Here is a 12,472-nt window from a genome sequence, read left to right on the forward strand (position 1 = left end):
GGCACGGCCACGGCGGGTACGGAAGGGGTCGTGCAGTCAACCGGCGAGAGCCGGAAGAGCGGCCGTCAGGCCGTCAGTTCGCGGGCTTCTGGGTCAGGTGGGTGAACGCGTCCAGGTTGCGCGTCGACTCGCCGCGCGAGACCCGCCACTCGTACTCACGCCGGATCGCGCTCGCGAAGCCCAGCTCCAGGAGCGTGTTGAAGGAGCCGTCCGCCGCTTCGAGGACCGAGCCGAGGAGCCGGTCCAGCTCGTCCGGGGTGACGGCGGCCAGCGGCAGCTTGCCGGTCAGATAGATGTCGCCCAGGCCGTCGACCGCGTAACTCACGCCGTACAGCTTGAGGTTGCGCTCGAGGAGCCAGCGGTGGACGCCCGGCTCGTTCTCGTCGGGGTGGCGGATGACGAACGCGTTGAGGGAGAGGGAGTGGCGGCCGACGCGCAGCGACAGGGTGGTGAAGAGCTTGCGCGTGCCGGGGAGTTTCACCACGTACGAGCCGGGCTCGGGTGACTCCCACTCCAGTTCGGCGTCCTTGAAGGTGTCCTCGACGACCCGCCGTACGTCCTCAGCTTGCTCAGCCATGGTGCGAGCGTACGCGACGGCGATGATCGTGCATCGCCGCCGTGTAGACGTCCGCCGTGCCCGAGGCCGCCGTGTCCCAGCCGAAGGACTCCGCGTGCCGGGCCGCCGCCGCGCCCATCCGGACGGAGAGCGCCGGCTCGGCCACGAACCGCCCGAGCGCGCGTGCGTAGTCGACCGGGTCGTGGCCCGGCACGAGGAAGCCGGTGGCACCGTCCCGCACCGCGACCGGAAGGCCGCCCACGGAGGCCGCGACGACCGGGGTCCCGGCCGCCTGCGCCTCGATGGCGACCAGGCCGAACGACTCGCTGTACGAGGGCATGACCAGCACCGACGCCGCCCGGAACCAGTCCGCGAGCCGGTCCTGGCCGACCGGCGGGTGGAAGCGGACGATGTCCGCGATGCCCAGCCGCGCGGCGAGCTTCTGCAGCCCCTCGGGCTTGGCGAGACCGCTCCCGCTCGGCCCGCCGACGATCGGCACGACCATGCGCGAGCGCAGCGACGGATCCCGGTCCAGGAGCACGGCCGCGGCCCGCAGCAGGATGTCGGGGGCCTTCAGCGGCTGGATACGGCCCGCGAAGACCGGGATGAAGGCGTCGGCGGGCAGCCCGAGGCGGGCGCGGGCGGCGGCGCGGCCGTCGGCCGGGCGGAAGTGGTCCAGGTTCACGCCCGGGTGGACGACGGCGACCTTCGCCCGCTCGGCCTCGTAGAAGCGGACGAGCTCGTCGGCCTCCTCGGCGGTGTTGGCGATCAGCCGGTCGGCGGCGCAGACGATCTGCGTCTCGCCGATCACGCGCGCCGCGGGCTCGGGGGTGTCGCCCTCGGCGAGCGCCGCGTTCTTGACCTTGGCCATGGTGTGCATGGCGTGGACGAGCGGGACGCCCCAGCGCTCGGCGGCGAGCCAGCCGACGTGCCCGGAGAGCCAGTAGTGGGAGTGGACCAGGTCGTAGTAGCCGGGGCGGTGGCCCGCCCAGGCCCGCATCACGCCGTGCGTGAAGGCGCAGAGCTGTGCGGGCAGCTCCTCCTTGGCCAGGCCCTCGTACGGCCCGGCGTCCACATGCCGTACGAGAACGCCCGGGGCGAGCTCGACGGCCGGGGCGAGGCCGCCGGTGGTGGCCCGGGTGAAGATCTCGACCTCGATGTCGATGGCGGCCAGGCGTTTGGCCAGCTCGACGATGTAGACGTTCATGCCGCCCGCGTCGCCGGTGCCCGGCTGGTGGAGGGGCGAGGTGTGGACGCTGAGCATGGCCACCCGGCGCGGGGTCCGGTGGCGTCCGGGGAGCCGGAGCCGGGGCGGCGTCGCCAGGGAGCCGGCGAGCCGGGACACGTACTGGCTCACGTCGACGGTCCTTCCGCTGAGGGGATGGCGGGCCTTGCGGGGCGGTGCGGTCGTGCAGGTGGTGCGGTCGTGCAGGTGGAGCGGTCGTGCAGGTGGAGCAGACCCGCGGGTGGTGCGGGCACGGCAAAAGGGACGCGCAGTGCGCCCTTCACGCCGCACAACACCGGAATGTCGCCATCCATTTCCGTTTTGCCAATTCATTGCCGTGTCCCCACGGCGTGGCGCGCCCCGTACCCTCGTTCCATGGCCCCGCGCACCACGCTCCGCACCCCGAGCCGCCCCGTCGGCACGGCCACCCGCGGGACCACCAACCCCAACCGGCTGCGCCGCATGGACCGCTGGATCGCCGCCGTCCACGGCGCGGCGCTGCGCCGCTCCGCCGAGCCGCCCGTCGCCGTCGACCTGGGGTACGGGGCCGCCCCCTGGACCGCCGTGGAGCTCCTGGCCCGGCTGCGGACCGCCGACCCCCGTACCGAGGTCGTCGGCATCGAGATCGAGCCGGCCCGGGTCGCCGCCGCCCGCCCGTACGAGACCGAGGGGCTCACCTTCCTGCACGGCGGCTTCGAGGTCCCCGTCCCGGGCGAGGTCGCGCTGATCCGGGCCGCGAACGTGCTGCGGCAGTACGACGAGGACGAGGTGGCCGCGGTCTGGGCGCGACTGTGCGCACGGCTCGCGCCGGCGGGGCTGCTCGTCGAGGGGACCTGCGACGAGATCGGGCGGCGCCACGTGTGGGTGGCGCTCGACCGCACCGGCCCGCGGACGGTGACGTTCGCGACCCGCCTCGGCTCGCTCGACCGGCCCTCGGACCTCGCGGAGCGGCTCCCGAAGGCGCTGATCCACCGCAACGTGCCGGGCGAGCCGGTGCACGCGTTCCTGCGCGACTTCGACCGGGCCTGGGCGGCGGCCGCTCCGTTCGCCTCGCTCGGCGCGCGGCAGCGCTGGATCCGGGCCGTACGCGATCTGGCGGCGGACTGGCCCCTGACGGACGGACACCGGCGGTGGCGTCAGGGCGAAGTGACGGTCCGCTGGGAAGCACTGGCCCCCCGCTGACGATCGGCCCTTCCCCTCCCCCGTGCCTGTGGCCCAGAGGGTGCCCCGTCCCCCCTCATAGGGATGACGGCCGACTGGAACGGCCTGCCGGCTGGTCCGGCCAGCCCCGTGACAGGGCGAGACGGCCGGTCCGGAGCGCGGCGCGCTGCCCGGTCACCCATAGTTCCACCCCGGCTCGGCCGGCTCGGCCGGCTCGGCCGAGGGGCGGACGCGCGGCTTCCGAAGGGCCGTCCGGACGCCAACTGCCGGTGAATTCGCGGCACGTCGGGAACGCAACACCCACCTCACTCGTCCCCTGTGGGGGAAAGTGACCCGACAGGGCCCGGTATCCCCTGTTGCTTTCGCGTTCCGCGTGGCACCATCACCAAGGTCACGACGAAGTTACTGACGGTAAATCAGATACCGGTGCGGGCCGTACGAGGGGGAGCTTGTGAACCGACGCCGCTGTGTCAACGCCGCGATCACCGTGGTCTGCGCCCTGACGGTGCTGGCCTCGCCCGCGCTGACGCTTCAGGCCTCGGCGGCCCCGGCCGCTCCGAAGGCGGCGCCCGCGGCACCCGCAGCGCCCGCGGCCCCGCTCCCGCCCACCGCGCCGAAGAAGACCCTCGAAGAGGTGCGCAAGGAGATCGACGGCCTGTACCGGAAGGCGGCCGCCGCCACCGACGCGTACAACCTCGCCGAGGAGCAGACCAAGGAGCAGTCCGCCGAGATCGTCCGGCTGGCCAAGATGATCGTCGCCGGACGCGAGAAGATCGACGCGCTCAAGGCGCAGGCGGGCGCGGCAGCCCGCGCCCAGTACCGCAACGGCGGGCTTCCCGAGGGCGCGCAGTTCGTCCTCACCGACGACCCGCAGCTCTTCCTGGACAACGCCGGGCGCCTCAAGGAGGGTCAGAAGGCCACCAAGGACCTGCTGGCCGAAATGACGAGGACCCAGGCCCAGTTGACCGTCTATGCCAAGGACGCGGGCACCAACTGGACCAAGCTGGAGGCCAACCGCGTCAAGCAGGCCGAGGCGAAGAAGGACATCGAGGAGAAGATAGCCGCCGCCAAGAAGCTCGAGTCCGAGCTGGCGGCCGAGGAGCGCGCGCGGCTGCTGCGCCTGGAGGAGCAGGAGCAGTACCGGGCGCAGACCGCCTGGCTGGACACCGGCGTGCTCAAGGGCCTGAACAACACGGCGACGCCCCAGGGCAAGCGGGCGGTGGAGTTCGCGACGGCGCAGATCGGCAAGCCGTACGTCTGGGGCGCCGAGGGCCCGGACTCGTACGACTGCTCGGGACTGACCCAGCGGGCCTGGGGCAAGGCGGGCCGGAACATCCCGCGCACCTCGCAGGAGCAGTGGCGCCTCCTGCCCAGGGTGGACATCAAGGACATGCGGCCGGGCGATCTGATCGTCTACTACAAGGACGCCAGCCATATCGGGATGTACGTCGGAAACGGGGCGATGGTCCACGCGCCGCGTCCAGGGCGGAACGTGACCCTCGCGGGTGCGGGTTCGATGGAGATCCTGGGAGTGGTCCGCCCGGAGTGACCCACGCCACCGGAGGGATCCCTTCCGGTGGCCGTCCGGCGTGATGTTCGTCATGGCTCCGCGGGCAACAACCTCCCCATGCGCGGCATATGCCAAGGGCCCATCGATGCTCGTACCGTGATCGCCATTCCGCTCCCCGGTGCGGTACCGCTATGGTCCCCGTCTGGCGGGACGTCGTTCGTCGCCCCGCCGCGCCCTCGGGGGGAGGGAAGGAAACCACGACCGATGCCCGTACCCGTACCGCGCCAGAGAATCGTCACTGCTGAGGCGCCCGGCGCTGTGCCCGCTGCGACAGGCACCGATCTCACGCTGCTCGTCGTCGAGGACGACCCGGCGGGTGCGCTCGCCGTCCCCGAGATGCTCGACGACGTCGACGGGACCCGCGTCCGCATCCGTACCGCCCGGAACCTCACCGAGGCCGAGCGGCTGCTCACCGACGACGTGCACTGCGTCCTGGTCGACCTGGCGCTCCCCGGGCCCCGCGCCGCCGGCGACGACACACTCGCGCCCCTGCGCCACATCCTGCGGCTCGCGCCGCGCCACGCCGTCCTGGCGCTCGCGGCCTCGGCCGACGCGGAGCTGGCGGCGGAGGCGGTACGGGTCGGGGCCCAGGACCACCTCTTCCGCGAGGAGCTCGACGGCCGGCTGCTGAGCCGGGCCATCCGGTACGCGGTCGAGCGCAAGCGGGCCGACGCGGTGCAGGTGAAGCTCACCGAGTCGCGGCTGCGGGCCCAGGAGAACGCCCGGCTGGAGCGCGGGCTGCTCCCCACCCCGCTCCTGGAGGGCTCCGACCTGCGGTTCGCCGCCCGCTACCGGCCCGGCCGCTCCCGCGCCCTGCTCGGCGGCGACTTCTACGACACCGTCCGCACCCCCGACGGCACGGTCCACGCCATGATCGGCGACGTCTGCGGGCACGGCCCGGACGAGGCGGCGCTCGGCGTGGAGCTGCGCATCGCGTGGCGCGCGCTCACCTTCGCGGGCCTCTGCGGCGACGAGCTGCTCTCCACGCTCCAGCGCGTCCTGGAGCACGAGCGGGAGAGCGAGGAGATCTTCGCGACGCTCTGCACGGTCGACATCGCCCCCGACGGGCGCCGGGCGGGCCTCTGCCTGGCCGGACACCCCGCACCGCTGATCGCCCGCAAGGACCGGCCCGCGCGGCTGCTCCCGTACGAGGACGGCGGCCCGGCCCTCGGCCTGCTGCCGCGCGCCCGCTGGCCCCGGCGCCAGGTGGAGCTGGGCGGGGCGTGGAGCCTGCTGATGTACACGGACGGCCTGATCGAGGGCCGCTCGGCGGGCCCGGGCTCGCCGCGGCTCGGCCAGGACGGGATGGTCGAGATGATCAACCGGCAGCTGGCGGAGGGCCTGCGGGGCGAGGAGCTCCTGGAGGCGGCGGTGGCGGAGGTGCGCTCGCTGAACGGCGGGGAGCTGACGGACGACGTGGCGGTCCTGGCACTGGAAAGGGCCCGGGGCTGACCCCGGGCCCCTTGGGTCCCACGAACGTCGTACGGGCCTTCCGGCCCTGCGGCCGTACCGGCTCTCCGTCCGCTCCTACCGGCCGCCGTTGTAGGGACCGTACGGACCGTCGCTGCTCGACCCGCCGCGCCGGCCGCCGCCCCCGCCGGAGACCTGCTTGAGGGCGGGCCGCACGTCGACCATGAAGACGATGGCGGCGATGACCCCGGCGATCTGCAGGAAGAACATGTCCAGAACCAGGTTCAGGACGAGGTTGATACCGAGGATGATCAGCCAGAACTTCTTGCTCTGCTTCTCGGCCGCGCGATACGCGTCCTCGCGTGCCATGGCGGCGAAGACGAACGAGACGACGGCGAAGCCGAGGAAGACCAGGTCCGTCACCAGGGAGAGACCGAGGTCGAATCCGTCGCGCAACATGTCTGAACCGCCTAGTCAGTGATGTGGAGCCCTCGCGGCCAAGGTACCCGGTAGAACGCACCGGACACCCTGATTGGTGCCCGGGGGTTACTTCTCCGTGGCGGAGACCGGCTTCTTGGCCGGCGCCTTGCGGGCGGTGGGCTTCCGGGCGGGCTTGGGCGCCTCGGCCGTCTTGGCGGCAGGCACCTGGGGCTTCGGCTCGGCCTTCTTCGCCTCGGGGGTGCTCGCCGACTCCGGCTCGACGACCACTGCGATCTCGGTGATCTCCTCGGCCACCTCACCGCGCCACGCCCGGACGGCCTCCTCGCCGTGGGCGGCGACCTCCTCGTACTTCTCGCGCGCCTTGACCGCGTACTCGGCGGCCACGCCGACGCTCCGCAGGGCCAGGTCCTGAGCGGTCTCGCCGAGCTTCTTCAGGTCGGTGTCGAGGGTGCCGACGACCTCGGCGAGCTTCGACTGCACGGTGGCCTGGGCCTCCTTGGCCCGGTCCGTGACCTTCTCCTGAACGGCCTTGGGGTCGGTGTTGCGGACGGCGTCGATGCGGGCCGGCGCCTCGGCGGCGATCTGCTCGATCAGGCCGGGGACCTTCTTGGCCTGCTGGACGGCGAGGTCGGCGGTGCCGGCGGCGAAGTAGAGGGGGGTACGCAGTTCTTCGATGATGGCCATGGTGGTGGTCCTCCCGGATGTGTACGTACTAGCTCGGGCTGGGTTCGGCTGTGGCGCCGGCGGCATCGGCGGTACCGGCGGTGTCGGTCACCTGGACCGCCTGGACCGCCTCGGCCGCCTCGGCGGCGTTCTCCTTGCGGAAGGAGTCGTAGATCTGGAGCAGTACCTGCTTCTGCCGCTCGTTTATGGAGGGGTCGGCCAGGATGACGGCGCGCGTCTCCAGCTCGTCCCGCTCCTTCTCGTCGAGGATTCCGGCCCGCACGTACAGCGTCTCGGCGGAGATCCGCAGGGCCTTGGCGACCTGCTGCAGCACCTCGGCGCTGGGCTTGCGCAGACCGCGCTCGATCTGGCTCAGATACGGATTGGACACCCCCGCGGCCTCCGCGAGCTGCCGCAACGACAGCTGCGCGGTGCGCCGCTGCTCACGGAGATACTCGCCAAGATTGCCGACGTTGAGTGATGCCATGCCCGTGACGATGACATCCAGCGCTAACTTTTGCAAGCAGGCGCTAGCAAGAGTGTCACGCCTCACCGCATGGCGGACTGTGGGTGCTCGCGCACCGCTGGAGGCGGGTCGCGGTCCGGACAAGGTCGGCGACGGCCCTGGACCGGCTGTGCGGTGGCCAGGCGATCACGGTGGTGACGGTCGGGGCGTCCAGCACGGGCACTGCCGCGAGGTCATCATGCAGTTGGGCTCGGCACGATTCCGGTGAGACCGCGCAGGCGCGGCCGAGTGCGACGAGCTGCAACAGCTGTGCGTGGTCGCGGACCTGCGGGCCAGGGCCGGGCGGGTAGGTGCCGTCGGGGTCGGGCCAGCGTGGCAGGGGCAGGCCCGGCAGCCCGGTGATGTCGGCCATGTGCACATGGGCCCGGCCGGTGAGCGGATGCCCGGCCGGCAGCACCACGACCTGGCCTTCCGTGCTGAGTTCTTCGGTGTCGAACCCGGACGTCGAGTCGAACGGGCGGTGCAGCAGCGCCACGTCGGCCCGGCCCTCGCGCAGGAGTCGTTCCTGCTCGGCCGGCCCGCACAGGATGACCTCGACCGGGACCGCCCCGGGTTCGGCGGCGTACGCGTCGAGCAGGTTCGCCAGCAGTTCTCTGGACGCGCTGGCCTTCGTGACCAGGACCAGGCCAGGACGGCCGGTGGTGGCAAGCGCGGCGCGGCGGGTCCGGCGTTCAGCGGCGTCGACCGCATCGAGGGCCGCGCGGCCCTCCGCCAGCAGCACCGAACCGGCCTCGGTCAGTGCGACGGTGCGGCTGGTCCGATCCAGCAGCACTACCCCGAGCCTGCGTTCGAGCTGCTGGATCGCCCGCGACAGAGGCGGCTGCGCGATGCCGAGCCGCCGCGCGGCGGCCCCGAAGTGCAACTCCTCGGCGACCGCGACGAAGTAGCGCAGTTCCCGGGTCTCCATACGGCCACGCTACCCGGATCAATACCCGCACGGTATCGCCGCCCACCCGATCGGTCTTGGACCCCAGCCGGCGTCCGAGGACAGCATGGTCCCCATGAGTGAACGAACGATTGCGCTGGTCACCGGCGCGAACAAGGGAATCGGCTACGAGATCGCCGCGGGCCTTGGCGCCCTCGGCTGGACCGTCGGAGTCGGCGCACGCGACGATCAGCGCCGCAAGGCCGCGGTGGAACGACTGCGCGCGTTCGGCGTCGACGCGTTCGGCGTACCACTGGACGTGACCGACGACGCGAGCGCGACCGCCGCAGCACGGCTGATCGAGCAACGGGCGGGGCGCCTCGACGTGCTCGTCAACAACGCCGGCATCGCCGGCGACGCACCGCAGGAGCCCACCCGGGTCGATCCCGTCACCGTCCGGACGGTCGTGGAGACCAACGTGATCGGCGTCATCCGCGTCACCAACGCGATGATGCCGCTGCTGCGCCGCTCCGCCGCACCGCGGATCGTCAACATGTCCAGCAGTGTCGGCTCCCTCACCCGGCAGTCAGGAACCGCTGCCGGGCTGACGGCGGGTCCGGTGGCCGTGGCGTACTCGCCGTCGAAGACGTTCCTGAACGCGGTCACCCTCCAGTACGCCCGAGAGCTGAGCGGCACGAACATCCTGATCAACGCCGGCTGCCCCGGCTACGTCGCGACCGACCTCAACGGCTTCCGCGGCGTGCGCACCCCCGAACAGGGCGCGGCGATCGCCATCAGGCTCGCGACCCTGCCCGACGACGGCCCGACCGGCCAGTTCTTCGAAGACGCCGGCATCGTGCCCTGGTGACGCGCGCGGAAGGACGGGGCCTGACGGCCGCCAGGGCCCGTCGTCCACCCGGGCCTGCCGTCTGCCCGGGTCTGCCGTCTGCCCGGGCCTGCCGTCTGCCCGGGCCTGAGCGCCGCCCGCCCTGTCGCGCGCCCGGGCCTGTCGTCCGCTTTTCGATAATCCGCTACGGATCGAGTGGCCTTACCCTGGCTGGCATGACAGCGATGGCACCCGCGCGCACCGAACCGGATCTCTCCTTCCTCCTGGACCACACCAGCCACGTCCTGCGGACGCAGATGACCGCCGAACTCGGGGAGATCGGGCTCACCCCCCGTATGCACTGCGTCCTCGTGCACGCCCTGGAGGAGGAGCGCACCCAGGCGCAGCTCGCCGAGATCGGGGACATGGACAAGACCACGATGGTCGTCACCGTCGACGCCCTGGAGAAGGCCGGCCTCGCCGAGCGCCGGCCCTCCAGCACCGACCGGCGCGCCCGGATCATCGCGGTGACGGAGAAGGGGGCGGAGATCGCGGCGGAGAGCCAGGAGATCGTCGACCGGGTCCACCAGAGCGCCCTGACCTCACTCCCCGGCGAGGAGCGCGACGTGCTGCTGCGTGCGCTGAACCGCCTGGTCACCGGCCATCTGGAGACTCCGGTCGAAGGCGCGCGGCCGGCCCGTCGGGCGCGACAGAAGGGCTGACCCGGCCCTCACAACCTCGTTCTCGATCCGTAAAAGATAGTCTGCAACGGAACTATCTGCTACGGTCTTTCCTGTTGCCTCCGTCGAACAGGAGAGACCCCATGCCCGCCACACCCGCCCCCTCCCGCTCCCGCTCGCTCGCGCTCGGCGTCCTGGCCACCGGGATGCTGATGACGGTCCTCGACGGCAGCATCGTCACCGTCGCCATGCCGGCCATCCAGAGCGACCTCGGCTTCACCCCGGCCGGGCTCAGCTGGACCGTCAACGCGTACCTGATCGCCTTCGGCTCGCTGCTCCTCCTCGCCGGCCGCCTCGGCGACCTGATCGGCCGCAGGCGGATGTTCCTCGCGGGCACGGCCGTCTTCACCGCCGCCTCGCTGCTCGCCGGCGTCGCCGCCTCCCCCGGCGTCCTGATCGCGGCGCGCTTCCTCCAGGGCGTCGGCAGCGCGATGGCCTCGGCCGTGAGCCTCGGCATCCTCGTCACGCTCTTCACCGAGGCCCGCGAACGCGCCAGGGCCATCGCCGTGTTCAGCTTCACCGGCGCGGCCGGCGCCTCCATCGGACAGGTCCTCGGCGGGGTGCTGACCGACGCGCTCACCTGGAACTGGATCTTCTTCATCAACCTGCCCATCGGCGTCGCGACCCTCCTCGTCGCCCTCCGTGCCCTGCCCGCCGACCACGGCCCGGGCCTCAGGGCCGGCGGCGGCGCGGACGTGCTCGGCGCGCTGCTCGTCACCGCCGGTCTGATGGCCGGCATCTACGCGGTCGTCAAGATCGAGGAGTACGGCGCGGCCTCGGCCCACACCCTCGGCCTCGGCGCGCTCTCGCTCGCCCTCCTCGCCGGCTTCGCCGTCCGTCAGGCCAGGATCGCGAACCCGCTGATGCCGCTCCGCATCCTCCGTTCGCGCAGCGTCTCGGGCGCCAACCTGGTCCAGATGCTGATGGTCGCCGCCCTCTTCTCCTTCCAGGTCCTCGTCGCGCTCCACCTGCAGAAGGTCCTCGCGTACGGCGCCGCCGAGACCGGTCTCGCGATGCTGCCGGCCGCCGCCGTCATCGGCGCGGTGTCCCTGGGCGTCTCGGCCCGCCTCAACGCCCGCTTCGGCGAGCGCGCCGTCCTGCTCACCGGGCTCGCCCTGCTCGTGGTGATGCTCGGCCTGCTCACCCGCCTCCCGGTGCACGCCTCGTACGTCACCGATCTGCTGCCCGTGATGCTGCTGGCGGCCGGGTTCGGCCTCGCGCTGCCCGCCCTGACCTCGCTGGGCATGTCCGGCGCGAAGGAGGAGGACGCGGGCCTCGCCTCGGGCCTGTTCAACACCACCCAGCAGATCGGCATGGCCCTCGGGATCGCCGTCCTCTCCACCCTGGCCGCCGCCCGCACCGAATCCCTGACCGAGGCGGGCCGCCCCCTCGCCGAGGCCATGACCGCCGGTCACCACCTGGCGTTCGCCGTCGCCACCGGGCTCCTCGCCGCCGCCTTCGCGGTCGCCGTCACGGTGCTGCGCCGGCCGAAGAGCGGTCGGCCGGCGCAGCAGGAGGAGGAGCGGGGAGAGAAGCTCGGACAGGAGCAGGTGCAGGGGCGGAAGCGGGAGCGGGTCGCGGCGCCCGCCGCGTAAGCGCCACACCGGCGAGTACGACCGCCACCCCCGCCACGACCCGTACCGTCAGCGGTTCGTCGAGCACGAGGGCCCCGAGCGCCACCGAGACCACCGGCAGCAGGTAGCCGACCGTCGCGGCGCTCGTCGGGCCCTCCTCGGCGATCATCCGGTAGTTGAGGTGGAAGGTCAGACCGGTCGCGAAGACCCCGAGGACGACGACCGCACCCACCCCCGCCCAGGTCACCGCCCCCGCGCCCGGCGCCAGGGCCAGCGGCGCCGGCGCGCTCAGCGCGGTCGCCGCCAGGAGCTGGGCCGCGGAGAGCGCCATGGGCGCGGTGCCCCGGCCGGTGAGCCTGCGGGCCATGTACGCGAAGGCCACCGCGTAGCTCGCCGAAGCGCCGAGCAGGGCCAGGGCGCCCCAGCTCAGCAGCCCGGAGTCCCCGCTCCAGGGCGCGAAGATCAGCAGCACCCCGGCGAAGCCGAGGACGAGCCCGCCGGCCTTCGCCGCACCGAGGCCGCGCTCCGTGCCGAGCGCCGCCCCGATGAGCAGGGACCAGAGCGGGGTGGTGGCGTTCAGGACGCCCGCGACACCGCTGCCGACCGACTGCTCGCCGATGCCGAACAGCAGGAACGGCAGGGCGTTGCAGAAGAACGCCGCGACCGCCAGCCGCCCCCATGTCGTGCGGTCCCGCGGCAGCTTCTGCCCGGCCGCGCACGCGAGCGCGAGCAGCACGCCGGCCCCGAGCAGGCACCGTACGAAGGTGATCCACCCGGGAGTGAGGCCGTGGTCGAGAGCCAGCTTGATCCAGAGGAAGCCCGAGCCCCAGAGCAGGGCCAGGACGCCCATGCGCGTCGCCGAAGTCATGCTGACCACGGTCCCCGCCGCAACTCGACAGGACAAGCGCAGAATCA

General features: G+C 72.5%; 12 protein-coding genes and 1 pseudogene. 6 read left to right on the forward strand and 7 right to left on the reverse strand.

What is annotated here, in order from left to right:
- Window positions 1-73: 73 nt before the first annotated feature.
- Together ACFVGW_RS16305 and mshA are read right to left on the reverse strand one after the other, a co-directional pair.
- Entirely contained in the window at window positions 74-577 is a 504-nt protein-coding gene (locus ACFVGW_RS16305) for a YbjN domain-containing protein (protein ID WP_385852431.1), read from the reverse strand.
- A complete protein-coding gene (gene mshA, locus ACFVGW_RS16310; protein WP_383226026.1) occupies window positions 570-1,913 on the reverse strand; it encodes a D-inositol-3-phosphate glycosyltransferase in 1,344 nt (447 codons plus the stop codon). Before mshA ends, ACFVGW_RS16305 begins: the two co-directional genes overlap by 8 nt.
- A 243-nt stretch (window positions 1,914-2,156) precedes the next feature.
- Here mshA and ACFVGW_RS16315 point away from each other — a divergent pair, with 243 nt between their 5' ends.
- The 3 genes from ACFVGW_RS16315 to ACFVGW_RS16325 all read left to right on the forward strand — a co-directional run bounded on the left by ACFVGW_RS16315 (window position 2,157) and on the right by ACFVGW_RS16325 (window position 5,964).
- Window positions 2,157-2,963 carry a class I SAM-dependent methyltransferase gene (locus ACFVGW_RS16315; RefSeq protein ID WP_383288946.1) on the forward strand — a complete coding sequence of 269 codons (807 nt, stop codon included), beginning with the start codon at window positions 2,157-2,159 and terminating at the stop codon, window positions 2,961-2,963.
- 430 nt (window positions 2,964-3,393) lie between these two features.
- Window positions 3,394-4,491, forward strand: a complete 1,098-nt coding sequence (locus ACFVGW_RS16320) for an NlpC/P60 family protein (RefSeq protein ID WP_385852432.1) — start codon at window positions 3,394-3,396, stop codon at window positions 4,489-4,491.
- A gap of 225 nt (window positions 4,492-4,716) precedes the next feature.
- Window positions 4,717-5,964, forward strand: coding sequence for a PP2C family protein-serine/threonine phosphatase (locus tag ACFVGW_RS16325; RefSeq protein WP_383226031.1), 1,248 nt, complete (start codon window positions 4,717-4,719; stop codon window positions 5,962-5,964).
- 75 nt (window positions 5,965-6,039) lie between these two features.
- Here the strand turns inward: ACFVGW_RS16325 and ACFVGW_RS16330 are convergent, their stop codons facing one another.
- The 4 genes from ACFVGW_RS16330 to ACFVGW_RS16345 form a co-directional block, all read right to left on the reverse strand.
- Entirely contained in the window at window positions 6,040-6,381 is a 342-nt protein-coding gene (locus tag ACFVGW_RS16330) for a DUF2516 family protein (RefSeq protein WP_352190231.1), read from the reverse strand.
- A gap of 87 nt (window positions 6,382-6,468) precedes the next feature.
- Window positions 6,469-7,047, reverse strand: coding sequence for a hypothetical protein (locus ACFVGW_RS16335; protein WP_385852433.1), 579 nt, complete (start codon window positions 7,045-7,047; stop codon window positions 6,469-6,471).
- Between the two features lie 28 nt (window positions 7,048-7,075).
- A complete protein-coding gene (locus ACFVGW_RS16340) occupies window positions 7,076-7,513 on the reverse strand; it encodes a helix-turn-helix domain-containing protein (RefSeq protein WP_385852434.1) in 438 nt (145 codons plus the stop codon).
- Between the two features lie 55 nt (window positions 7,514-7,568).
- Entirely contained in the window at window positions 7,569-8,459 is an 891-nt protein-coding gene (locus ACFVGW_RS16345) for a LysR family transcriptional regulator (protein ID WP_385852435.1), read from the reverse strand.
- A 94-nt stretch (window positions 8,460-8,553) separates the two neighbouring features.
- Between ACFVGW_RS16345 and ACFVGW_RS16350 the strand changes: the two genes are divergently transcribed.
- The 3 genes from ACFVGW_RS16350 to ACFVGW_RS16360 all read left to right on the forward strand — a co-directional run bounded on the left by ACFVGW_RS16350 (window position 8,554) and on the right by ACFVGW_RS16360 (window position 11,578).
- Window positions 8,554-9,285 (forward strand): SDR family oxidoreductase, encoded by a 732-nt coding sequence (locus ACFVGW_RS16350; RefSeq protein ID WP_385852436.1) that lies wholly within the window; start codon window positions 8,554-8,556, stop codon window positions 9,283-9,285.
- 194 nt (window positions 9,286-9,479) lie between these two features.
- Window positions 9,480-9,965 carry a MarR family winged helix-turn-helix transcriptional regulator gene (locus ACFVGW_RS16355; RefSeq protein ID WP_385852437.1) on the forward strand — a complete coding sequence of 162 codons (486 nt, stop codon included), beginning with the start codon at window positions 9,480-9,482 and terminating at the stop codon, window positions 9,963-9,965.
- 101 nt (window positions 9,966-10,066) lie between these two features.
- A complete protein-coding gene (locus tag ACFVGW_RS16360) occupies window positions 10,067-11,578 on the forward strand; it encodes an MFS transporter (RefSeq protein WP_385852438.1) in 1,512 nt (503 codons plus the stop codon).
- On the opposite strand, the pseudogene ACFVGW_RS16365 reads toward ACFVGW_RS16360, so the two are convergent.
- Window positions 11,496-12,425, reverse strand: a pseudogene (locus ACFVGW_RS16365) (DMT family transporter); the annotation flags it as partial. The gene ACFVGW_RS16360 and the pseudogene ACFVGW_RS16365 overlap by 83 nt on opposite strands.
- Between the last annotated feature and the right edge of the window lie 47 nt (window positions 12,426-12,472).

Origin of the sequence: Streptomyces sp. NPDC127129 (assembly GCF_042671585.1) — a bacterium.
In the GTDB taxonomy this organism is placed as follows: domain Bacteria; phylum Actinomycetota; class Actinomycetes; order Streptomycetales; family Streptomycetaceae; genus Streptomyces.